The 23,865-nt window shown below is 38.8% G+C and carries 20 protein-coding genes and 2 pseudogenes; 8 read left to right on the top strand and 14 right to left on the bottom strand.

All coding sequences use genetic code 11. The features are described 5' to 3' along the window. Window positions 1-11 precede the first annotated feature (11 nt). Both OFO00_RS04125 and secA read right to left on the bottom strand, forming a co-directional pair. Window positions 12-1,202 carry an ABC transporter permease gene (locus OFO00_RS04125; RefSeq protein ID WP_270858822.1) on the bottom strand — a complete coding sequence of 397 codons (1,191 nt, stop codon included), beginning with the start codon at window positions 1,200-1,202 and terminating at the stop codon, window positions 12-14. 38 nt (window positions 1,203-1,240) lie between these two features. Next, window positions 1,241-3,907: a preprotein translocase subunit SecA gene (gene secA, locus OFO00_RS04120; RefSeq protein WP_270864990.1), complete on the bottom strand. Its 2,667-nt coding sequence runs from the start codon at window positions 3,905-3,907 to the stop codon at window positions 1,241-1,243. A 121-nt stretch (window positions 3,908-4,028) separates the two neighbouring features. On the opposite strand from secA, the gene lolA reads away from it, so the two are divergent. From lolA to hemC, 4 genes are read left to right on the top strand one after another with little or no spacing between them, the layout of a single operon-like run. Further along, window positions 4,029-4,541, top strand: coding sequence for a LolA-like outer membrane lipoprotein chaperone (gene lolA, locus OFO00_RS04115; RefSeq protein ID WP_270864989.1), 513 nt, complete (start codon window positions 4,029-4,031; stop codon window positions 4,539-4,541). A 9-nt stretch (window positions 4,542-4,550) separates the two neighbouring features. Next, the gene (locus OFO00_RS04110; RefSeq protein WP_270864988.1) at window positions 4,551-5,027 is read left to right on the top strand and encodes a low molecular weight protein-tyrosine-phosphatase; all 477 of its coding nucleotides are present in this window, start codon (window positions 4,551-4,553) and stop codon (window positions 5,025-5,027) included. Between the two features lie 35 nt (window positions 5,028-5,062). Further along, entirely contained in the window at window positions 5,063-5,503 is a 441-nt protein-coding gene (locus tag OFO00_RS04105; RefSeq protein ID WP_270864987.1) for an FxsA family protein, read from the top strand. Then, window positions 5,504-6,445, top strand: coding sequence for a hydroxymethylbilane synthase (gene hemC / locus OFO00_RS04100; protein WP_270864986.1), 942 nt, complete (start codon window positions 5,504-5,506; stop codon window positions 6,443-6,445). It begins immediately after the preceding gene. Window positions 6,446-6,848: 403 nt separating this feature from the next. On the opposite strand, the gene OFO00_RS04095 is transcribed toward hemC, so the two are convergent. The 5 genes and pseudogenes from OFO00_RS04095 to OFO00_RS04075 all read right to left on the bottom strand — a co-directional run bounded on the left by OFO00_RS04095 (window position 6,849) and on the right by OFO00_RS04075 (window position 12,539). Beyond that, on the bottom strand, window positions 6,849-8,084 hold the full coding sequence (locus OFO00_RS04095) for a multidrug effflux MFS transporter (protein ID WP_270864985.1): 1,236 nt from the start codon (window positions 8,082-8,084) through the stop codon (window positions 6,849-6,851). Window positions 8,085-8,546: 462 nt separating this feature from the next. Then, window positions 8,547-9,905: pseudogene (locus OFO00_RS04090) on the bottom strand (replicative DNA helicase); the annotation flags it as partial. 49 nt (window positions 9,906-9,954) lie between these two features. Further along, window positions 9,955-11,016 (bottom strand): flavodoxin-dependent (E)-4-hydroxy-3-methylbut-2-enyl-diphosphate synthase, encoded by a 1,062-nt coding sequence (gene ispG, locus OFO00_RS04085; RefSeq protein ID WP_270864983.1) that lies wholly within the window; start codon window positions 11,014-11,016, stop codon window positions 9,955-9,957. Window positions 11,017-11,165: 149 nt separating this feature from the next. Then, window positions 11,166-11,741: a hypothetical protein gene (locus OFO00_RS04080; RefSeq protein ID WP_270864982.1), complete on the bottom strand. Its 576-nt coding sequence runs from the start codon at window positions 11,739-11,741 to the stop codon at window positions 11,166-11,168. A gap of 9 nt (window positions 11,742-11,750) precedes the next feature. Further along, complete coding sequence (locus OFO00_RS04075; protein ID WP_270864981.1) at window positions 11,751-12,539, bottom strand: hypothetical protein; 789 nt, start codon at window positions 12,537-12,539, stop codon at window positions 11,751-11,753. A 325-nt stretch (window positions 12,540-12,864) separates the two neighbouring features. Between OFO00_RS04075 and OFO00_RS04070 the strand changes: the two are divergent. The 4 genes and pseudogenes from OFO00_RS04070 to OFO00_RS04055 all read left to right on the top strand — a co-directional run. Beyond that, window positions 12,865-13,099: pseudogene (locus OFO00_RS04070) on the top strand (IS1595 family transposase); the annotation flags it as partial. A gap of 144 nt (window positions 13,100-13,243) precedes the next feature. After that, the gene (pta, locus tag OFO00_RS04065; protein WP_270864980.1) at window positions 13,244-14,644 is read left to right on the top strand and encodes a phosphate acetyltransferase; all 1,401 of its coding nucleotides are present in this window, start codon (window positions 13,244-13,246) and stop codon (window positions 14,642-14,644) included. Further along, window positions 14,644-15,840: an acetate kinase gene (locus tag OFO00_RS04060; protein WP_270864979.1), complete on the top strand. Its 1,197-nt coding sequence runs from the start codon at window positions 14,644-14,646 to the stop codon at window positions 15,838-15,840. Before pta ends, OFO00_RS04060 begins: the two co-directional genes overlap by 1 nt. A gap of 133 nt (window positions 15,841-15,973) precedes the next feature. Further along, window positions 15,974-16,549 (top strand): metallophosphoesterase, encoded by a 576-nt coding sequence (locus tag OFO00_RS04055; protein ID WP_270864978.1) that lies wholly within the window; start codon window positions 15,974-15,976, stop codon window positions 16,547-16,549. Between the two features lie 232 nt (window positions 16,550-16,781). Here the strand turns inward: OFO00_RS04055 and hypA are convergent, their stop codons facing one another. The 7 genes from hypA to hypD all read right to left on the bottom strand — a co-directional run bounded on the left by hypA (window position 16,782) and on the right by hypD (window position 23,864). After that, window positions 16,782-17,123, bottom strand: a complete 342-nt coding sequence (gene hypA / locus OFO00_RS04050) for a hydrogenase maturation nickel metallochaperone HypA (protein ID WP_270864977.1) — start codon at window positions 17,121-17,123, stop codon at window positions 16,782-16,784. A gap of 15 nt (window positions 17,124-17,138) precedes the next feature. Then, the gene (locus OFO00_RS04045; protein ID WP_270864976.1) at window positions 17,139-17,843 is read right to left on the bottom strand and encodes a hypothetical protein; all 705 of its coding nucleotides are present in this window, start codon (window positions 17,841-17,843) and stop codon (window positions 17,139-17,141) included. A 57-nt stretch (window positions 17,844-17,900) separates the two neighbouring features. Next, window positions 17,901-18,905: a hydrogenase expression/formation protein HypE gene (hypE, locus tag OFO00_RS04040; RefSeq protein WP_270864975.1), complete on the bottom strand. Its 1,005-nt coding sequence runs from the start codon at window positions 18,903-18,905 to the stop codon at window positions 17,901-17,903. Next, entirely contained in the window at window positions 18,902-19,951 is a 1,050-nt protein-coding gene (locus OFO00_RS04035; RefSeq protein WP_270864974.1) for a DNA adenine methylase, read from the bottom strand. The genes hypE and OFO00_RS04035 overlap by 4 nt, the downstream gene beginning before the upstream one ends. Beyond that, entirely contained in the window at window positions 19,944-21,566 is a 1,623-nt protein-coding gene (locus OFO00_RS04030; RefSeq protein ID WP_270864973.1) for an AlwI family type II restriction endonuclease, read from the bottom strand. The genes OFO00_RS04035 and OFO00_RS04030 overlap by 8 nt, the downstream gene beginning before the upstream one ends. Before the next feature lie 249 nt (window positions 21,567-21,815). Continuing rightward, complete coding sequence (locus OFO00_RS04025) at window positions 21,816-22,730, bottom strand: DNA adenine methylase (protein WP_270864972.1); 915 nt, start codon at window positions 22,728-22,730, stop codon at window positions 21,816-21,818. 36 nt (window positions 22,731-22,766) lie between these two features. After that, window positions 22,767-23,864: a hydrogenase formation protein HypD gene (hypD, locus tag OFO00_RS04020; RefSeq protein WP_270864971.1), complete on the bottom strand. Its 1,098-nt coding sequence runs from the start codon at window positions 23,862-23,864 to the stop codon at window positions 22,767-22,769. Window position 23,865 lies beyond the last annotated feature (1 nt).

Raw genomic sequence — 23,865 nt, 5'->3', positions numbered from 1 at the left:
TTAAATTTAAATTATTCATTACGCAAAGTTTGCAAAACATCGACTTCTGTGGCCTTTTTGGCTGGATACCACGATGAGAGCGCTACTATTATCACAGCTCCTACCACGGTAGAAATCAAATCGCTAAATGAGAGCTCCATAGGCAGTTTGCTGCTTCCATAAACATCGGCTGGCAGGTCGATGATATCGAAATTTCCAAGCAACCAAACCCCAAAAAGCCCTAAAATAAGGCCAAAAATTATTCCGCTTCCGCCAATCGTCGCCCCAAGCGAGAAAAATGTCTTTTTCACCTCTTTTTTGCTCGCTCCAAGGCTAAGCAAAAGCGCGATTTCTTGGCGACGATTCATCACGGTCATCAAAAGCGAACTAACGATATTTAAGCTAGCCACTAAGATTATTAGCAAAAGCACCAAAAAAAGCGCCCGTTTTTCAAGCGCAAGGGCTGAGAAAAAGTTGCCGTTTTGTTGCCACCAGCCAACAGCGCGCGCGCTCGGCGGGAGGTTTTCTTTAATGATTTCTAAATCCTTAAATGGATCGTCTGAGAAAACATGCACCCCGTCATATCGCCCCTCGTCATAGCCCAAAATTTTCGCCAAATCGCCCACGCTCGCGTAAGAATACGCCTTGTCATAAGCAATCAAACCAGAATCAAAGCTAGCGCGCACTTCAAATCGCTTCATTTTAGGAATCAGCGCAAATCCGCCTGGGTCGTTTTTGGTAAAAATCATTGTGATTTTATCGCCCATATCTAGCATAAATTCGTCCTTTATGCCCTTACCGACCATAATGCCAAATTCGCTCAAATTCGCGTCTTTCGCCCCCTGTGCGACGACTGAGTTTATTTGAATTTCATCAGCCAAATTTACGCCAAAGATTATCCCACCCTCTAATCTATCGCCGTTTTTAGCGATGACTTGCGAGCTGATATATGGGCTAAATTTTAAATTTGGGAAATCACCCTTTAAAATTTCGACATCATCGTTTGTGATACCGCCACGAAACTGGCTGTGTATCGTGATAGGATAGTTCATCGTAAAGAGTTTGCGCTGGAATTCTTTATCGAAACCGTTCATTATCGCCATTGCGATGATTAGCACCATTAGTCCAATACTCACGCCCAAAAACGCCAAAATCGCAGAAAGCGTGATAAATGGCTGGGATTTGTCGAAACGCAAATATTTAAAAAGTAGATATTTTATCAAAGTCTGCCCTGTGAATTTTGAAATTAGGCGTTTGCAAGTTACCTTGCAAAACCGCCTTTTTTAGGGCCACCTTTACCGTGGCAGTCTTTGTATTTTTTACCGCTTCCGCATGGACATGGGTCGTTTCGTTTAGGTTTTTTCGCGCCTAGCGAAAATTCGCTATTTTCTGTGCTTTGATTTTCACTCAAATTTGAATTTTCGCTTGAATTTGAAATTTCGTCCTCATTTGTGTTAGCTTTGTTTATTTCGTCCTGCGCTTCGCTACGCATTTGCTCTTGCATAGCCTCTCTTTCGGCGTCGATTTCCTCTTGGGTTTTGAAGCGAATTAGTTGCAAGGTGCGGATACTATCGCTTTTTAGGCGCAAAACAAGCTCCATAAAGAGATTGTAGCTTTCTTTTTTATACTCGGTTAGCGGGTCTTTGTGATTGTATCCTCTTAGTCCAATGCCCGTTTTTAGGGTATCCATTTGGTATAAATGCTCACGCCAGTCGCGATCAACGATTTGCAAATAAAGCATTTTTTCAATCTCTTTGCGCTGAGCCTGATCGATTTGGCTCATTTTTTCCTCGTAAGAGCTTTGAAGTTGCTCTACAATCACGCTTTTTAGCTCGCCATAATCATTAGCATTTTTCAAATTCGCCTCATCTAGCGTTTCGCCAGTATCATTTAAAATGCGGTTTATTATCGCCTCATAATCGAATTTTTCCTTCTCATCTCCGTCGAAAATCTCCAAATCATCTAGCACGCTTGCGATATACTCTTCGCGGTTTTGCAAAATTTTGTCTTTTAGGTCAAATTCTTTATCCAAAAGCTCGTTTCGGTATTTATAAATCGTCTTTCTCTGCTCGTTTGCGACATCATCGTATTCTAGGATATGTTTTCTAGCCTCGAAATGCAGGCTCTCGACCTTTTTTTGCGCATTTTCTACGGCACGAGAGACCATTTTAGACTCGATATGTTCGCCATCTTTTAATCCCAAACGCTCCATAATATTTTTAATCTTATCGCTACCAAAAATTCGAAGCAAATTATCCTCTAAACTTAGATAAAATCTACTCTCGCCCGGATCGCCCTGACGGCCTGAGCGACCACGGAGCTGGTTGTCGATACGGCGACTTTCGTGGCGTTCTGTGCCTAGGATATAAAGCCCGCCAAGCTCTCTGACTTCATCATTTATGCGAATATCTACACCACGACCCGCCATATTTGTGGCGATTGTTACAGCGCCCTTTGCACCAGCTTCGGCGATGATTTGCGCCTCTTTTTCGTGGTTTTTGGCATTTAGCACAGAGTGAGCGATTTTTTCTTTAACCAAAAGCTCGTGCAAAAGCTCTGATTTTTCGATCGACGCGGTGCCCACTAAGACTGGCTGACCTTTTTTGTTTAGCCTTTTTACCTCCTCGATTACGGCGTTAAATTTCTCGCGCTCTGTTTTGTAAATCAAATCATTTTGATCTAGTCTTTGCACTGGGATATTTGTAGGGATTGAAACGACCTCTAATTTATAAATTTGAGAAAACTCAGTCGCCTCAGTTTGGGCTGTGCCGGTCATGCCCGCTAGTTTTTCATACATTCTAAAATAGTTTTGAAATGTAATATCGGCTAGGGTTTGGCTCTCTTCTTGGATTTGCACGCCCTCTTTGGCTTCTAGTGCTTGGTGCAAGCCCTCGCTAAAACGGCGCCCCTCGCTTAGTCTGCCTGTAAATTCATCTACGATGATAATCTGTCCGTCACGCACGACATAATTGACATCTTTTTTAAATATATAATTTGCTTTTAATGCTTGGTCTAAATAGTGGCTTAAAACGGCGTTTTCAAGCTTGTATAGGTTATCTACGCCAAAGAGTTTTTCAGCCTTTGCGATACCTGCTTCGGTGATTAGCACGCTTTTATTTTTTTCATCTAGGATAAAATCGCCGGTTGGCTTCTCTTTTGGATCATCTGGCGCCTGGCCTTGCACCATTTGTTTGGCTACTTCATTTGCTTTGACATAGCCATCAAGTGTGCGGTTTGTAGGGCCTGAGATGATTAGTGGCGTTCTAGCCTCGTCGATTAAAATACTATCGACTTCATCGACGATTACGAAATGATGACCTCTTTGCACTTTGTCTTCGCTGCTAAATTTCATATTATCACGCAAATAATCAAAGCCAAATTCGTTGTTTGTGCCATAAGTTATGTCGCAAGCGTAAGCCTCTTTGCGCTTAGTATCGTTATACTCGCCACCGACCACTACGCCAACGCTAAGTCCTAAGAAATTATACAAAACGCCCATTTGCTCGGCGTCGCGTTTGGCTAGGTAGTCATTGACCGTCACGACATGCACACCCTTACCACTCATAGCGTTTAAAACCACAGGCAAAGTTGCAACCAGCGTCTTTCCCTCGCCTGTTTTCATCTCAGCTATCGCGCCGTCGTTTAAAACCATACCGCCGATTAGCTGGACATCGAAATGGCGCATATTTAGCACCCTTTTTGAGGCCTCTCTGACGATAGCAAAAACATCATATAAAATTTTATCAGTTGTCGTTTCGCCCTTTTGGATTTGCTCTTTAAGTGCGTTAAATTCAGCCTTTAACGCCTCATCATCGAGTGCTTCGTATTTTTTTTCTAGCGCGTTTATCTCTTTTGCGCGTTTTGCGTATTGTTTGACCACACGATTGTTTTTCGTGCCAAAAATCCCTCTAACTACTCTTTTAAACATTTCAAACCTTCATTTTAAAATTTTAACCGAACATATTACCATATTTTTAGTTTTTATTTAATTAAACTTAATAAAAACAGCTATAATAACGCAAAATTTTAAATTTAAAGAGGTTTGAGATATGAAAAAATCTGTTTTTGCATTGGCGTTTTGCGCTATCTTTTCGCTCGCAAATCCGCTCGAATTCGACACTCTAAGCGCAAATTTCACCCAAAGCGTCCAAAGCGAAGACGCTAAAATCAACTACACAGGCGATTTTAGCGCGACCAAAGAGCATGCCGTGTGGCACTACACAAGCCCAACGAAAAAAAATATATTTTTTAGCTTCACAAAGGTTACGGTCATAGAGCCTGATTTGGAGCAAGCTATCATCACAAATATCAAAGAAACGCCGAATTTAGTGGCGATTTTATCGGGTGCGAAACAAAACAAATCAGGCGCTTATGAGGCCGAGCTTGACGGCGTGAAATACTTCATCACTACCCAAAACGACGCCCCTAGCCAGATCTCATACACCGACAAACTCGATAACAAAGTCGTGATAAATCTGCAAAGCGTGCGCAAAAACGAGAAAATCGACGAGAAAATTTTCGCGCCAAATATCCCTAATCACTACGACATAATCACGCAATAAAGGGCAGAAATGAGAATTTTATTCGTTTGTCACGGAAATATTTGTCGCTCGCCAATGGCGCAGGCCGTCATGGAAAATTTAGTAAAAATTCGCGGTTTGCAAGATAAAATTCATTGCGATTCCAAAGCCACTCACACCGATGAAATTGGCTCTGCGCCCTACTACGAAACCAAGCGAGTATTACGCGAAAAAGCCGTGCCTCTCATGGCTCATGTTGCCACGCAAATCACAAAAGCTGATCTTGAAAATTTTGATTTGATTTTGTGTATGGACGAAGAAAATATGCGCGCCCTTGCCCGAATTTTTGGGCTAAATTCGCCAAAAGTAAAATTCTTGCTCGAATTTGCGGTAGGCCAAAACGCGCCAAAATCGCAAAAAATCATCGCAGATCCATACTACACGCGCGATTTTGAGAGCTGTTATGAGGATATCGCCAAATCGTGCGAAGCGCTAATGCAAAAAATAGAAAATTTAGAAAGCTTTTGATAAAATTGGCGCTTTAAATTTCAGCAAGGATAGAAATGTTTAGGTTTTTGATACTTCCGTATTTGGTGCTAGAAATGATAATCACATACCATTTTTTGCATGCAAACGGATTTGTGATTTTTGTCATCGAAGTCCTTGCCAGCACGATTTTGGGGCTATTTTTGATGACAAAACGCCCAATGGTAAATTTGGCAAATTTCGCCCGTATCACGCCAAAATATATTTTGAGTGAATTTGGTTTTGTCGCGGCTGGTTTTGCGCTATGTGTGCCACTCATACTTAGCGATATTTTGGGCGTTTGCTTGCTTGTAGCGGCGGTGATTTTATACCTGAAAAACCCCGCTTCCAAAAACGACACATTTTATCGAAACAGCAGCGATTATAGCGCGCAAAACAGCACCCATTACAGACCCAAAAACCACGCAAACGACGATATAATCGACGCTGAAATCATCGAAGAGAAAAAAGGAGAATAAATGCAAAATCTAATCATAGCCACCCGCGGAAGCGTGCTAGCTTTGTGGCAAAGCGAACACATAAAATCGCTAATCGAGCAAAAACACGGAGTTAAGGTCGAGCTAAAAAGTATGAAAACCAAGGGCGATAAAATTTTAGACACACCGCTTGCAAAAATCGGCGGCAAGGGGCTATTTACCAAAGAACTCGAAGAGTGTATGCTCCGAGGCGAAGCCCACCTAGCTGTGCATAGCCTAAAAGATGTGCCGGTTGTGTTTCCCGAGGGTCTAGTTTTGGCTGCAATCGGCGCTAGGGAGGACGAAAGAGACGCGATGATTAGCGAAAAATACGCTAAATTTAGCGACCTGCCAAAGGGTGCAAAAATCGGCACCACAAGCCTTCGCCGCAAAATGCAACTTCTAAAAATGCGCCCTGATTTAGAGATTATTTCGCTTCGCGGAAATGTCCAAACACGCCTCAAAAAGCTAAAAGACGGCGAATTTGACGCGATAATTTTGGCAATGGCTGGGATAAATAGGCTAAATTTAAGAGCCGAAGTGGCGCATGTTTATACCTTCGAGCTCGATGAAATGGTGCCTGCAATGGGTCAAGGCGCACTTGGGATTGAGTGTGCCGACAAAAAAGAGTTGCTCGAAATTTTAAATTTCATAAACGACGAAAACAGCGTGCTTGCGACAAATTTAGAAAGGGCGTTTGTGGCGAGATTGGAGGGCGGTTGCCAAGTGCCAATCGGCGTAAATGCGCAAATCTCAGATGATAGCGTGATCGTGCGCGCGGTCGTGGGACTGCCCGATGGAAGCGAGTTTATCGAGGATAAACTCTGCCTTGCACGCGCAGGAATCGATGCGAAAATGGCGCAAAAAATCGGCGCAGATTTTGCCGATAAATTTATCGCCAAAGGGGCAAAAGAGCTTCTAGCCCGCGCCGAAGCTATGGCGTAAATTTGCCTTTTATGCCTTGCGGTGGCGCAAATTTACCATTGCAAGGCATAAATCTACAAAATTTTAAAATTTCAAATTCCACGAAACGCTAAGCTTGAATTTTATTTTTAGATAATTTAAAAACAACTCACGAGAGCGAGAACTTAACGCATAGTATGATTAAAAGTCTCTATCATACTCGCCACCAAAAAGGACTAAAAACAACGCAAAAACCAAAGAGCCGTATTTTTTTATCAAAAGGAATAAGATGATAGAAATTCCGAAAAAATTTATCTAAAAATCAAAGGTAAAAACGCTAAATTTGCGCCAAAATTTAGCGCAAATTTTGATAATAATGTGTAAATTTTGGTTAATCGGCGCAGTGTTTTGGTGAAATTTCATAAAATTTTAAAATTCTGCGAATTTAGCCAAATTTGCGCTTTAAATTTTTAGTGAATTTTTTATTCGCGCACAGATAGACGCCGTATCCTAGGAAAATGCAAATCGCCATTACCACAGCTAGCGAAAATGGGTGATTTGCGCCGACAGCTCCCACGATCGCAGCGATTAGCCCAGCTACCGCCATTTGCACCGCGCCTAGCACGGCTGAGGCAGAGCCTGATTTGCCCTTAAAGCGCGCCATGGCAAGCACCACAGCATTTGGGATTATGAGCCCCTTCATACCCAGCGTAAAAAAAAGGCAAACCTCAAACGCCCAAAATCCAAGCCCCAAAAGCCCGCACCCAAGCAAGCACAAAGCCCCCACAATCATCGCTAAAAAGGCAAATTGCAAAATCACAAAAGGCGAGATTTTTTGCACGATTTTGGCATTTATCGCCGAAAAAATCGTCATTGACAGCGCATTTACGCCAAAAATCAGCCCAAATTCCTTGCTACTTAGCCCAAAATGCTCCTTAAAAACAAACGCAGAGCCCGTGATATAGGCAAACATCGCAGCCATTGTAAGCGCAGACGAAAGCGTAAAAATGAAAAATTTGCGGTTTTGCAAAATTCTAGCGTAGTTTATAAAAACGGGCTTGAAGCCCAGTTTTAGGCTCTTGTCGATAATCGCGCTCTCCCTAAGCCCTAAAAATATCATACAAAACAAAATTATTCCAAGCACAAAAAGCGTGCCAAATATCACTCTCCACCCGCCAAAATCGAGTATAAACGCCCCAAATGTGGGCGCTAGCATAGGCGCTATGGAGCCTACTATCATCATCAGCGCCAAAACCGACGCGCCCTGGGCGGTGTCAAATTTATCATTTATCACAGCGCGTGCAATCACCACGCCAGCGCACCCGCCAAGGGCTTGGACAAACCTAAAAAATATAAAAGCGTAGATATTTTGAGTATTGGCGCATAAAATACTCGCCACGATAAATAGCGCAATGCCCGCTAGCAGGGGTTTTCTACGACCATAAATGTCGCTTAGTGGGCCATATATTAGCTGACCTAGCGCAAATGCCACAAAAAACGCGCTGATTGAGAGCTGAGTGTAAAATTCGCTCGTCTCAAAGCTGGTTTGGACATTTTTGAGCGCTGGCAGATACATATCCGTCGAAAGTGGCGCCACAGCCGACATATAGGCCAAAACTATGATTAAATATGGTTTTGCGATTTTGGGCGAATTTAAAAATTCGCCGATTTTTTCAAACATTAAATTCCTTAAATTTCAAAATTTAGCTAAATTTTACCCCTAAATATCCACAGGGTTTTCATCATTTTCGCTCGCATTTTCATCGCCAAAAAGCTCTTCGCCTTGACTTTGATTTTGCGTATATGCGCCCTGTTTTAGGACATTTGCCATATTTGTATCAGGGATTGCGAAGCTTTCGATATCTACGCTTTGGCTTGGCACATCTACGCTTTGCATAATCTCATCTGCCCCAGTTTCGATAAATTCCCCGCTCTCGCTTTCTTGCGCAAAATTTGGCGCAGTATCTCCCGCACCCTGAGGCGCAAAATTTGGCGCAAATTCTGGCGCAGTATTTGGCGCACCTGCCCCATTTTCTAGCGAAATTTCGCCCACCATTGGCATTGCTTCGGCAAAATCCGGCGTCATATCAGGCGTCATTTCAAACTCGCTACTCTCCATTGGCGCACCACCGAAGCTCACCAAATCCACAAAACGCGTATAAGGCCCCTGAAATGCGACCTCTATCGTGCGCCCTGCTTCGCCTGAGCGGTTTTTGCCGATGATGATTTCTGCCTTTTCTTCTAACTCATTTCGCTTAAATTCCTCGATTTCGCTCGGATCCTTGCCCGCCATTTCCAGCGCAGCTCTTTTCTCGCGATACGCCCTTTCTTTATAGACCTCATCGCGATAAACAAAAAGTATAATATCCGCGTCCTGCTCGATCGCCCCACTCTCGCGCAAATCCGCCATTTGCGGGCGTTTATCCGATCTAAGCTCCACGCCACGATTGAGCTGTGAAAGCGCGATAATCGGTATATTTAGCTCGCGCGCAAGTAGCTTTAATCCGCGCGAAATTTCAGCGATTTGCAAATGCCTCTCGCTAAAATTACTCGTGCTTGTCATCAAACCGATATAATCCACCACGCAAAGCTCGATATTTTCGTGCGCAGCTTTGAGTTTGCGCATTTGGGTGCGCACCTGCTGGATATTGACATGACCGCTATCATAGACGAAAAGCGGCAAATCCATCATACGCTCACACTCGGCATTAAACCTGCTCCAATCATCATCGCTTAGCGTCGCACTTAAAATCGAATTTAGTGGCACAGAGCTTCCGATACTTAGCATTCTATACATAATCTGCACGGCTGGCATTTCGAGTGAAAAAAACACCACACCCTTACCCTTTTCGAGCGTTTTTAGCATGGAGTTTAGCACGAAGGCTGTCTTTCCCATACCTGGGCGCGCAGCGATAATGATAAGCTCGCCCGGTTTGTAGCCTTTGGTGAATTTATTAAGGTATGTAAAGCCCGTGTCAAGCCCCACTAGCTCGGAGCCTGCTTGCTCTTTTTGTTTGCGTAGCTCGCTGACGACTTCGGTGATGATTTCGGGGCTGGTTTTGACCCCGCCGTGCTTTTCCTCGTCGATTAGTTTGTAGATTTCTGCGCTGATTTTATCGGCGGCTTCTTTGGCTTTTTGGGTTTCATTTACGATAGTAGGCGTCCTGTGCGCGATAGAATTTAGCCCGCGCTTGATAGATTTTTCTTTTAGCTCGTTTGCGTATTTTCGTGCGTCGATTAGTCCGCTTGTGGCTAAAATTTCGGCGAAAATTTGCTCGTTATACCTGCCTTCTAGCCATTTTTTGATAAAACTAGGCGCGATAGGCTCATCATGCGCCACGCATTTCGTGATAGCCTCATAAACATCGGCATGTGGCTTGAAATAAAAGTCCCCCACGCCAATCATATCGCCGATTTCGCTGTATGCCTCGTCGTCTTGTATGAGCGCGCTTAAAATCGCTCTTTCCATATCCAAATCATATAAATTTGCAGCTACTTCCATAAATTTGCCTTGATTAAATTTGATTAAATTTCATTAAATTTGCCAAAATTTAGCGCTCTTCGTAGCGCTTCACTTCGTCCTCTACTTCGCTTAAAAATCTCTCCACAAGCTCGCTCTCTTTTAGCTTTGCTACTATTTCGCCGTGGCGAATAACTAGACCATTTCCCTTGCCAAAGGCGATTGCGACATCTGCGCCTTTGGCTTCGCCAAGTGCATTTACCACGCAGCCCATAACAGAGATATTTAAAGGTGCCTTTATGTGTTTTGTTCGCTCTTCTACGATTTTAATCGCACTTACTAAATCGCTCTGCAAACGCCCACAAGTAGGACACGAGATGATATTTATGCCACTTTTTTGCACTCCGGCGTCTTGGAGTATCGCTTTGGCGACTTTGATTTCTTCTTCGAGTTCGCCCGTTATGCTTACTCTCATCGTATCGCCGATACCCTCTAATAAAAGCGTTCCAAGTGCGATTGCACTTTTTATCGTCGCGTGGAAAGTCGTCCCGGCTTCGGTAACGCCTAAGTGAAACGGATACTCGCAAAGCGGACGAAGTGTGCGGTAGGCTTCAACCGTGCGGGGCACATCGGAGCTTTTTAGCGAAATCGCAATGTCGGTAAAATCGAAGTCTTCGAGCAATTTGAAATTATAAAGCGCACTTTGGATCATGCCTTGTGGGGTTCTACCAAATTTGGCTTCAAACTGCTCTTCGAGTGAGCCGGAATTTACCCCTATGCGAATCGGCAAATTTCGCTCTTTGCACGCTTTTACCACTTCTTTTATGCGCTCACTTCCGCCGATATTACCCGGATTTATGCGAATCGCATCGACAAAAGGTGCGACTTCAAGCGCCAAGCGATAGTTAAAATGAATATCCGCAACTATCGGCAAGGGCGAGTTTTTCTTTATCTCCGCCAAAGCCTTTGCGTCGTCATGATCTAGCACAGCACATCGCACCAAATCAGCTCCCGCAAAATACAGGCGATTTATTTGCGCGAGTGTGCCCTTTATATCTTTTGTCTTCGAAAATGTCATCGACTGCACCGAAATCGGCGCGTCCCCACCGATAGCAAGGGAGCCTACTTTTATCTGTTTTGTTTTGTATCTCATCACTAAATTTACCTTAAAAATTTTAAAAAATTTGCGTTTTTGGATTTTACCAAAATGCGGTTTAAATTTTGATTTCTATAAAGAGTTTTGTCAAACAAAGCGAATTTAACATTATAGGGCGACCATCATTTGTCACCCTACGACGCTTTTTAATATCCACCTAAATTTGAATAATCTTGTATGGTTTTATATTGTTGACAACTATAACCATCACCTTTACTACAATCTCTTTGTAGTAAGGCAAGAGCTTTTTTGCGATATTGCATAGCCTGTGGCTTGTTAAGAGCTCTTCCCTTTACATAATTAGAAGGTCCAACATCTTTAATTTTATTATCTGTAAAAACGCTAAAAGGAGTGCTATTTTCCCAACACTCCATTTTATACCCATATTCATAACGACAAGTTTTGCCTCTATCTTTTTTTTCACGAACTCTGCGATATGTTTTTTCTTTATAATAAAAACCTTCCGCTTTTAAACAAGATTGCGCATAACCATAATTGCAACCTTTTTTTATATAATTTTCAGAAATTGAAATATCGGAATCAAAATAAGCGATTCCTATAAGAAAACAAGCCTTGCCATTTTTTGAATTGCAAGCTGATTGACAAATACCTTTAATATCAGAAGGACTTTTTGCCGTAAATGGAGTATAAGAATTAACTATGCCTACAAGCTGTTTGCCAGCGGCTTTACCACCCAATAAATTTCCAATTAAATTAGCCATTTCGCTAGTTTATTTGGCAGCAACAGCACCTGCAACGCTGGTTTCATTTAAAGCCAAACATTGATTATCAGCCTCCATTACTCTTTGTTCTTCCGCTCTTTTTTGTAGAGCTAATCTTTCTTGTTCAGCTTTTTTAATATTTTCTTGTTCCATTTTTTTAAGCTTAGCAATTAATTTCTGTTCTAGTTGCTGATTGTATTTTAAAAAGTAATCTTTTCTTTGTAAAAAAGTTTTTTGTTTTTTGCATAAATTTTTATCTAAATTCTCATTTTCACAACCTTTTAACCAATAATTTGTGATAATTTCCTCCATTTTTTTACTTTTTTCTCCATCATTATAGCCAGCCAATAGCTTAGTCCTATCCATAAATAAAGCAGCCATTAAGCACTCAGTTCCAAACAAGTCACACTCGGTTTGCAATGTTAGTGCTTTGTATGGAATATCTTCTTCGTAAAACGCTTTGTTAAAAGTATTCCTTCTGACATCTATCATCGCATTCAGTCTTGCTAAACAATCTTTTTGACTTTCACTATCTGTTAAAGCTCTACATTTATCTATCTGAGCCAAATAAACATCTATATTTTCACGAACACCATTAAAACACTCTCTTTGAATTTCAGGCGTAGGACTTGTTTTACACTGCTGAATTATCTCTGCTTTTCTTACTGCTGAATTTTCATGACTTTTAGCATTAGTAGCGCTTGATTGAAAAAAATTTACACTAGCACAAGAACTTAAAAATAGACTAAAAAAAGCAATAAAGAAAATTTTTAAGCCAAAGAAAAATTTTATTTTCATAAACTTCACCTTTTGATTTTAAAATAAAATAAGTATTATATTCTTTTTTTTACAAAATTTTGTCTTAAATGACAAAATTAAGGATACATTTTATCAATTGAAGTATTTTTTGACACTGTTTTTAATATCGTTATTTATAAAAAAATACCAAGATATAAATTTTTTGGGTCAAGTAAAAGCAAAAGCATAATAAAAAGAGCTTTTGGTTACTATGACAACAATAAAACAGCAAATATATGAAAAATTCAAAAATGTTGGAAGCTAAATTTAGAGAAATTTTGAAGTATTTTTGCTAAGATTTAGAGATAAATAAAATCTCTAAATTAGGATTAAACACTGCAAAAATGAATTTGCAAATAGTAAAAACCAAATCAATGAAATTGAGAGTTTCACAGCTTATACAAAGCATATATTAACTAAGATTCAAGGGTATAAAAAAGGATTTTTTCTATCTTTATCTTAAAGAAAGTGAATTTAGATACAATACAAAAATTAGTAAAGAAAATTTGTATAAAGTTTTGTTAAAAATAGTAAGAAAAAATCAAATTTGCCTTACTTGACCCTATAAAATTGCATAAATTTGTCCTTAAATAAAAAAACAAAATGAAATTTTATTTCACCCAAATTTGCCAAATTTAAAACAAATACCAACTTTAATATGATAAAATGCAAGTGTTTTTTTAATTTTTTTATAAGGATTGCTTATGAACGCATTTTTTGTTTTAGGCGACGATGTGCGCGATGTCACAGCCAAATTTGACGGCGCTGTGGCACTAAATATCGTCCCAGATGTGGCGAGCGAGAGCGAAATCATATCGCTTTTAGAAAAAGGCGAGATTGCACAAATCTCAAAAATGGCAATAGCCAAATTTGACGCAGTCTCAAAAAACGCAAAATGCGTAATCGTCTATGGCGCAAAAGGCTTCGATGAGGTGCTAAATTTCGGCCTTAGCAAGGATTTGGCTCTGCCTGTGGTGGGACTATATACGAGCGAGAGCAAGGCGAAAATCGCCGAGAATTTCGCCAAAAAATGTGGCGCACAAGTTTTGCGCTTCACCACAAAAGATGTCTGCGCTGATTGCCTAGGCGAGGCGCTAAAAGGCGCTAAATGCGAAATTCTAACCCCAGTGAGATTTGAGAGCACACTTTATGCCAAAGCAGCGTCAAACAAAAAATCAGTCGTCCTACCTGAGGCCGATGATGAGAGAATTTTACGTGCTGCCGACATCGTAAATAAAAGCGGGGCGGTAAATTTGGTGCTACTTGGCGATGAGGGCGAAATCAAAGCAAAAGCTGGAAATTTAGGGCTAAATTTAGATGGTGTTAAAATCATAAACCCAGCAAATAACGAATACTCAGATGAGTTTGCAAACACACTTTACGAGCTTCGCAAAGCCAAAGGTATGGAGCTAGAAAAAGCGCAAAAACTAGTCAAAGATCGCACATTTTTTGGCACTATGCTAGTGTATAGTGGCAAGGCTGACGCTATGGTTAGTGGCGCTAGCACGACCACAGCCGAGACTATTCGCCCTGCACTACAAACAATCAAAACAATGCCGGGCGTTAGCACGGTTAGTGGCTCATTTATCATGTGTCTTGATAGCCAAATCGTGATTTTCGCAGACTGCGCCGTCGTGCCAAACCCTGACGCAAACGCTCTTGCAAGTATCGCGATTAGCTCGGCAAATACTGCGCGCGCATTTGGACTAGAACCACGCGTAGCCATGCTAAGCTATTCAACAAAAGGAAGTGGAACAGGACCAAGTGTAGAAATCGTCGAAGAAGCTACTAAACTAGTTGGCGAGCTAGCCCCAGATTTGGCAGTCGATGGACCATTGCAATTCGACGCAGCATTTGATCCTACAACCGCAAGCAAAAAGGCCCCAGGCTCAGCGGTAGCTGGCAAGGCAAATGTATTTGTTTTCCCTGATTTAAATGCAGGAAATATCGGCTACAAGGCAGTCCAACGCACATCTGGCGCAGTGGCAATCGGACCAATCTTGCAAGGTCTTAAAAAACCAGTTAATGATTTAAGCAGAGGTTGCAAGGTCGAGGATATCGTAAATACAGTGCTTATTAGCGCAATTCAAGCAGGAGTAAATTAATGGAAATTTTAGTCATAAACTCAGGTAGCAGTTCAATCAAATTTAAATTCCAAGATATGGATAATAAAACTTGCCTTGCAAGTGGCGTCATCGAAGAGATTGGCTCAGAGCATTCAAAAGCCAAAATTGAGGCAGGCGAGTTTGAAAAAGAGGTCAAAGAGCCGATTAAATCGCACGAAGAAGGCATTGAGATAATGTATCGCTTGCTAAAAGAAAGTGGCACGCTAAAAGATATCAACGATATCGAGGGTATCGGACACAGAATCGTCCAAGGCGCTGATTATTTCGACAAAGCAGCATTTGTCGATAGCGATGTGCTAGCCAAAATCGAAGAACTTTGCCCACTTGCTCCACTTCATAACCCAGCAGCAGTTGCTGGAATCAAATCATGTATGAGCGCGTCAAAAACCCCAAATGTGGCTGTTTTTGACACTACATTTCACCAAAGCATGCCAAAAGAAGCATATATGTATGCGCTTCCGTATGAATTCTACGAAAAAAACAAAGTCCGCAGATACGGCGCACACGGCACTTCTCACTGGTATGTATCGCGCACAGCGGCTGAATTTTTAGGCGTGGATTATGATAAATTTAACTGCATTACGCTTCACCTTGGAAATGGTTCTAGTATCACCGCTATCAAAAATGGCAAATGCGTCGATACTTCAATGGGTATGACTCCACTAGAAGGCCTTATGATGGGCACTAGATGTGGTTCGATAGATCCTGCGATTATCGCGTATATGGAGCGCGTGGCAGGTCATGGCGCACAAGAAATGGACGCGATAATGAACAAAAAAAGCGGACTTTTGGGCGTTTGTGGCACTAGCGACTTGCGCAAAGTCGAGGAAATGATGGAAGCAGGCGACGAAAAGGCAAAACTCGCCTATGATATGCTAGTCTATCAAATCGTCAAACTCGTAGGCGCATACTACGCAGTGCTTGGCAAAATCGACGCTATCGTCTTTACCGGCGGTATCGGCGAGAACGCAAATATCTTGCGCGAGAGAGTTTGCGAGAAGCTAGCGCATTTTGGTATCGCAATCGACAAGGCCGAAAACAATATCCGCAGGAAAATCAACCGCGATCTAAGCACGAGCGAAGCAAAAATCAAAACTCTAATTATCCCTACAAACGAAGAGTTAGCGATCGCCGAGCAAGTAGTCGAAGTGCTAAAAGCTAAAAATTTAGCCTAAATTCCGTAAATTTTAGGCGAGAAATCGCCTAAAATTTGCCTATTTTTCAAAATTTACGCTACAATACGCGCTTAAATTTTAAAATTTCACTTCCACACAAAATTTAAAATTTCACCGAATTTAAGGGTTTAAAATGAGTAAAATTTATTTTATCAGCGATTTGCATTTCGGACACGAAAACATTATGAAATACAGCCCAAAATACCGAAATTTTAATAGCGTGGCCCAAATGGACGAGTATCTAATCGCCCTGTGGAACGACACTGTGAGCGATGATGACATCGTCTATAATCTAGGCGATCTCTCATTTCACAAAGACAGCGCCAAAACAGCGCGGATTTTAGAGCGGCTAAACGGCTCGCATAGGCTGATTTTGGGCAATCACGACAAACAAATCATCGCAAACGCCGATTTGCAGGGCTATTTCGACGAAATTTGCGATTATAAATATTTCAAAGCCCCAGGCGTAAAAAAGGGCTTCGTGCTATTTCACTACCCGATTTTGGAGTGGAACGGCGCGCATTATGGCTCGGTGCATTTATACGGCCATGTGCATGACAAAACCCCGCCACTAAAAGGGCGCGCGATTAATGTTTGCTATGATTATAACGGCAGATTTTTGGAATTTAAAGAAATTTTAAAAATGGCTGAGAAGCTGGATTTTAGCGGGTTTATACATAATTCTAGCGATGATGATAACGAAGAGTAATGGGATTTTTAGCATGGGTTTGGGTTTTTGGCATAGTTTGGAATACTGTGCCGAAATTTGACAAATTTTAAATTTGCGTGAATTTTCTAAATTCGGCGCAGAATTTAACTTCGCTCAAAATTCAAAGCTTCTTAAAATAAAACGCATCATCTTTTCGATAATCCAAAAATCACCATATTCGCCGTCAATATAAATTTTACAATTCTCAAATTCGTTTAAATCCATAGCGCACCTACTCAATCACAAGTTGCATTAGATACAGATCTTCGCCGTCGGTTACTCGCAAATTTCTGCTCTCGCATTTTGGGCAGATGAAGTTGTTTTGCTCCAAAACGCCGTTATATCCGCACTTTTCGCACTCTATAACGACATCTTGGATATGGATTTTCAGCTCGGCATTTTCGCAGACCGTGCCCTGCCTAAACACATCGTAGCAACTCTGCAAATAATGCGCCTCCACGCCACTAAGCCTGCCTACTTTGACTACGATTTCTTTGATTTCTCCGCCACCGTTTGCATTTAAATTTTTCTCGCAAAGCTCCACTAGGCTTTGCACTATCGACATTTCGTGCATATTATCTCCATTTTATTAAAATGTTTTTATCATCAAATAATTGATTTTTTTCTCAATATCAATACCTGCAACTTCTAAAAAATATTTTCTCAAATCATCTTTATCTTTTTTTGTGATTATAGGTATGACTTTTTCGCCGTGCTTGGTTTTTATGAGTAAAAAACCAAATGAAAACAGACTGCTAAGCGACCCGTTTCTGACAACAGAAAGTATCATAAACGGGCAATAAAACAATATAATTATTCCACCAAAAATATTCGCCATATTCATCGCGCCCATAAATAAAGAAAAAAACATTGCCACTATAAAAATAGGAAGTAGCATCGTTCTTTTGTCAATAATAAAATTTGAAGCTTTCAATGAATTTGTTTCTATGGATACAATACTAGTTAGGGCGATTTTAGAGTTAAAAAATTTAAATTCATCGTCGTTCGTGCCTATGCGTTTTTTAAACCAAAACGCTACTATTATCGCTAAAATAATCGAAAAAATAAAATTAACATTGTTATTAAATTTGTCATAAATTGTATTTGTGGTCATAAATGTAATAACTCCCTTATCAAAAAGTATCTTTGTTAAAATTAAATCAAAAATGGCAGGGAAAAACATATAAAACGAAATTTCTTTTATAAAATCTCTTATAGCAATCGGATTTTCATCATAATCTCGCAAATTTGATTTTTTAACATTTGGTCTATTTTCTAAATTTTCGTTTTCCAAATTTATCCTTTTGTTTTTGCTGTTCGGTCAGTATCGCTTGATACTGAATTTTAAATTTCAGCAAATTCTAGGCAAAAGCTCACCCTTTGGAAGCTCCAAAAATCGCCCTGAGCCATACGCATTTTGGATTATCACCCTATTTTGCGATTTTGCTGTGCCTGTTACTTCGCCGATGATTTGCGCATTTTTATCAAATTTACGCAACACTTCTAATGCTTTTGCTTCATCGCCGTTAGCAACAACTGCGACAAAAGTGCCTTCGTTTGCCAGTTCGTAAGGTTCAAAACCTAGCAACTCGCACACGCCCACGACTTCATCGCTCAGCGCGATTTTTTCTTCGAAAACCAAAATTTCATTGCCAGAAATCTCGGCAAATTCGTTCAAAACCGCACTCAAACCCCCGCGCGTAGCATCTCTCATAGCGCGAACTTTCACGCCACTTGCCAAAAGCTCCCCTACCACGCTACCAAGCGGTTTGCAGTCGCTTTTAAGCTCACTTTCAAGCGAAAGCTCATCTCTGGCTGCTAGTATCACAGCCCCGTGTCTGCCCACATCGCCACTAAGCAAGATTTTATCGCCGATTTTGATATTTTTCGCCTTGATATTTGGCGAAAGAATTTGCCCTATTCCGCTTGTATTTATGAAAATCTTGTCGCATTTGCCGTGCGGGACGACCTTGGTATCGCCACAGACGATTTTTACGCCACACTGCTTGGCAGTTTCAGCAATTGAGCTTAAAATTCGCTCAAATTCGGCAAATTCCAGCCCTTCTTCGATGATGAAGCCAACACTGATAAAAAGCGGTTTAGCTCCGACCATACAAAGGTCGTTTATCGTGCCACAAACTGCGATTTTACCGATGTCGCCACCGCTAAAAAATATCGGCGTAACGACATACGAATCGGTCGTAAAAGCTAACTCGCCACCGAAATTTGGCAAAATCGCGCTGTCGTTGCACTCACGCAAAATTTCATTATCAAACGCCCTAAAAATCGTATCATTGATGAGTTTATTCATCTCTTCGCCACCACCACCGTGGCTAAGCAAAATCGTTTTTTTCATTTTCCCACCTTGCATATAAATATATTTTCTTTATGGTCTTTAAAAGCCCTATTTAGGTCAGTTTTGCCACTGCTAAATGGCTTAAAATCAAAACTATGTATTTGTATATCGCCAATATTATCTAAAATTTGCACAATTTCATCAAATTTAATTCTATTATTACTTCTTGGATTAGCTGAATTTGTATTATTATAAGTAACTATAATAATTTTTGAAATTTTAGCCAAATTAAATATCAAATCTTCAAAAATTTTCTTTGCTTCTTTATTACAATACAGGCTTGAATTATGAGATTTTGGTTTTTTGGCTATTCCAAAAAGTTCTGGTTTTTCATCGAGTGCCAAATTGTCTAATAAATGGTAAAATCTTGAATATTGCCTAGAATTGTAGGGCGGATCAATAAATGAAATATCGATTTTTTCACTGTTTTTTACCAAATTTCTAACCAAAATATTTGTATCTAAATTGTAAATTTCAATTTTTTTACCAAGATTTAAAGGTTTAATAAGTTCAAATTTAAATTTATTTTCTAACTTGATATTTTTGCGATAAGCATCATAGTGTCCGACGGTATTTGCGATTTTATCAATACTATAAATCAAACTAGAAAGCAAAATAAAAAATTCCGTTTTGCTAATCTCTTTTTTTTGAAGCAAATTTGTTAAATTTTCTCTAATTGTTCCTATTTTTTTAGCATCATCATAACTAAAAAATTTATTACCAAAATTATCACTATAATAATTTTCGTATATCGGAATTTCGTTTAAAATTTTAACTTTGTTTTCAAGCTTATTTATATCATAACGACTAAAAAAAGCACGATAAATAACAAAATTTGAATACAAAAAATCATTTATGATAAGTTTTGTAAAACAATCTTTTTTGATAAAATATTCGCCAACAACACCAGTTCCGCCAAATGCATCGAAAAAACTTAAATTCCCACCAAAATTCAGATCTTTAAGTGCCAAATTTACACACTTTTCTATTTGTGGCAAAAGTTTTGTTTTAGCTCCTGTATATCTGCGATTTTTTAATTCAAACATTTTGCAAATTCTCTATAAAATTTTTAATTTCGTTTTGATACCAATGAGAGCCAAAGTCATTTTTACTTTTAAAAATCTCCAAAATATCAGCATTAATTTGCAAATATGTTTTATTTGAAATCAAAATTTGCACCAAATCATCGCTACTTAATGGCAAAATATTCATACCTTTGATAAATTTTTTGTCATTTTCAAAATAACAATAAATTCGTGAGCGAAAATCGTTTAAAACATTTTTATCTAAATATGGAGCAATAAAAATTGCATAAGATTTTTCGGCTTTGTTTTCATTTAAATTTAAAAGCAAATTTCCAAGATGTCTTGAAACGCTTTCCATTTCGGCACGGCGTTGATTTGTAGCTTCTGTAAGCGTAACTTCTATCATTAGCTCGTGCGTATTATAATCATACAAAAAATCGCTAGCCCCACCGACTGCGTGGCTCTTTGGCAATAAATCATTATCCAAACTAAGCCCAGCATCTAAAATTCTTTCTATTTTACAATCATCAATATAATGCCATGCAATAGCTACAATGTATTCAAAAATAGTAGGAATTGTCGCTTCTTTTGTGACAAAAGATGCAATTTTGTCATCATTATTTCTGTCACTAAACAATTTTAAAATCTCAATAATGTTTTCTTTTGAAAATTTTTGGGCTATCAATTTTTCCATTTTTTTCAAATTTTCTCTGCGTTTGAAATCTTTTAAATCGCTAAAATTTGAAATTCCTAATTTTAAAAATTCTATTTTTAGTTCATCGTCGTCCAAATACTCGTTCAATAATTCAATCGAAATTTTACCCATTTTTATAGCGCTTAAAATCTCATCATATTTTGAGCTTTGCAAAATAATTTTAAAAATTTGACTTAATTCTACGCTACTACCGGAAAAATCAAAAATGCCCGTAAGCGCCAAGTGTCTTTTATTTAAATCGGCATAATCATCTAAATTTGCAGATATTCTAGCAATAAAAATAGTATCGTAAAAGTTATTTACAAATTCATCAAAAGAGCCATTGCAAAATTTTTCAAGTTCTGAAATTTTATCTGTTTCTTTTGTTTTGCCATCTAAAATATAACCCAAATATGGACTTTTAAAAGATTTAAAATTTTTATTATGAATAATTTCTTTTAATATATTTTTATTGCCATTACTGCGAAATTCTAGCATTTTTTTCAAAACTTCGATTATGTTTAAAGCAGTTTTATTCCCTTTTGCAGTTTTAAAAAAATTAGCATCGAAATTTCCTTTTTTAGCTTTTTCTAAAAATTCAGCCCTACTTTGTGAATTTACAAATTCTCTTAAATCAGCATTATCTAAAAAATGAAAAAAATCATCTAAATTTTCGAAATTTGAAATGAGCGGCAAGAATTTAAATTTATTTTTATCCAAAATTCCATTATATTTTTTAAAAACCTGTAAATATTTTACAAACATATCATCGTAATCTTTTTTAAAATTAAGACATGCTTTTAAAAAAAATAATGATATTAAATCAATTTGCAAAAATAAATTTTCTTTTTTATAAGCTTCATTTTTGAGCAAACTCAATAGTTCATAGCCACTTTGTGTGATTTTTTTATCTTTTCTAACAATTAATCCAAAATCCTCCAATGGAGCTGATTTAGCCCTAGCATCTTTTGTGCCTAAATCGCTATTTTTTTTAGAATTATCAATCAAATTTCGTTTTTGTAATTCGTGTAAAAATTTCCATTGTAAATCAGAATCGTTCGCCCAAGTATCATCATTATCGGAATTATTAAAAAGTTCATCAAAAATTAAAATTTGAGTTTCGAAATTTAAAAGCATTTGTTTTACTCTCAAAGTTGTATTACCAAAATAACTATATTTCATCATATTCCTTTAATAATTAGTTATCAAGACTTCTTGCGAATTATTTTTTTGCCTTTGATAGTTGCAGTTTTTATAGGAAAAATCTAAATAATGCAACCTAAAATTTGCATGTTTTTCAAGCCAAGATTTTAATATTTTATGTTCTTTATTTTTGTGAAAAATGACATTCGAAAAGGCAAATTTTGCTCCAATTTTATCCAAATTTTCCAAAATATCTAACAAATCCAATTCATCTTTTAAACCCCAACCACCATTTTCATTATAACTTGCACTAGCCAAAAAATACGGCGGATCTATGTAAAAAAAAGCTTCTTTGTATAATTTAAAATCAAAATTTCTAAAATCAAAATTTGTAAAAGTAAAATTTTTTATTTTTAAAATTTCTACAAAATTTTTCAATTTTTCTTGCATTTTATCGTTAAAATCTCTTTTTCCACAAGGTAAATTGAATTCATCTTTTGCATTAAATCTTATTTGATTATTAAAACAAAAAATTATTAACACATATAGCAAAAGCACATTTTTTGTTTTATTATATTCTTCACGCAAAGCATTAAAACCTATACGATTATAACTAGATAAACCTTTTGAGCTATCACAATTATAAAATTTATACCCGAATTTACTACTTTGACTTAGATTAAATTTCTCAATCACTCCCATAACTTCACTAAAAATTTTTTCATAAGGATTATTTTTAAAATATTTAAAAAGCCCAATTAAAAATCTATTTTTATCATTTAAAACAATGTTTTTTGCATTTGAATTTACACCTACGCTCGACCCACCACAAAACAAATCTACGAAAGTTTCATTATATTTTGGAAAAATAGGCAAAATTTGAGACAAAAGACGAAATTTAGAGCCAGTGTAATTCAATGGAGAATTACATAATTTTAAAGTCCTAGTTTCTATTTTTGTCAAATTTTATCCTTATTTTGTAAAATTTTACGCAAAATTTTATGAATTTCGTGCGTATTTGAAATACGCAGCACACGCGCCCTCGCTACTTACCATGCACGAGCCTATCGGGTTTTGCGGGGTGCAGACCTTGCCAAAAACCTTGCAATCATAAGGTTTTGCCTTGCCACGCAGTATTTCTCCACAAATACAGGCTTTGCTCTCGCCCTTACTTTGGATATTTTGCAAAATTTCAGCGAATTTCACTCTTGCGTCGAATTCGGCGAATTCGGCTTTTAGCTTCATACCGCTTTTTGGGATTTCCCCTAAACCCCGCCACGAAAAATCGCAAATTTCAAAATATTTATCTATCAAATTTAAGGCAGTTTTGTTGCCGTCAGCCTTAACCACGCGGTCGTATTCGTTATAGACTTCAAAAGTGCCATTTTCAAACTGAGTTACCAAATTTAGCACACCTGCCATAATGTCAAGTGGCTCAAAACCGCTCACGGCGATTGGTTTTTTATATTTTGTGGCGATATTTTCGTAAATTTTGCTTCCTGTGATGACGCTGACATGGCTAGGTCCTAAAAATGCGTCTATTTTGGCTTCCTTGTCTTGCAAAATGGCTTCTACTGGGGCTGGGACGGTTACATGATTTATGTGAAAAAATAGATTTTTTAGCCCCAAATTTATCACTTTATCCACCAAAACCGCACTCATCGGCGTGGTCGTCTCAAAGCCAATCGCAAAGAAAATGACATTTTTATCCGGGTTTTCGGCGGCGATTTTTAGGGCATCGAGCGGGCTATAAAGTGCGCGTATGTCGGCTCCGTCTGCGCGTAGTTTTTGTAGGCTCGTGGTGCTTCCGGGAACGCGGAGCATATCAGCCAAAGTGCAAAAAATCACGCCGTCAAGCGAAGCAAGAGCAATGGCTTCGTCAATGCGAGCTCGTGGCATTACGCATACGGGACAGCCAGGACCATGCACGAAATTTATATTTTCGCCCACGAGCGCAGGAAGCCCAAATTTCATTATGCTGTGCGTATGACCGCCGCAAATTTCCATTATATTTATGGGCTTTTTGCTTTTTTGCTTTATCGCTTCTGAAAGCCCCAAAATCAGCTTTTTATCTCTAAAATCTTTTATCAAATCCATT

The organism is Campylobacter sp. VBCF_04 NA7 (assembly GCF_027737405.1).
Lineage (GTDB): Bacteria > Campylobacterota > Campylobacteria > Campylobacterales > Campylobacteraceae > Campylobacter_B.
The sequence above is the reverse complement of the archived record's forward strand: the minus strand, read 5'-3'. Positions and strand labels throughout refer to the sequence as shown.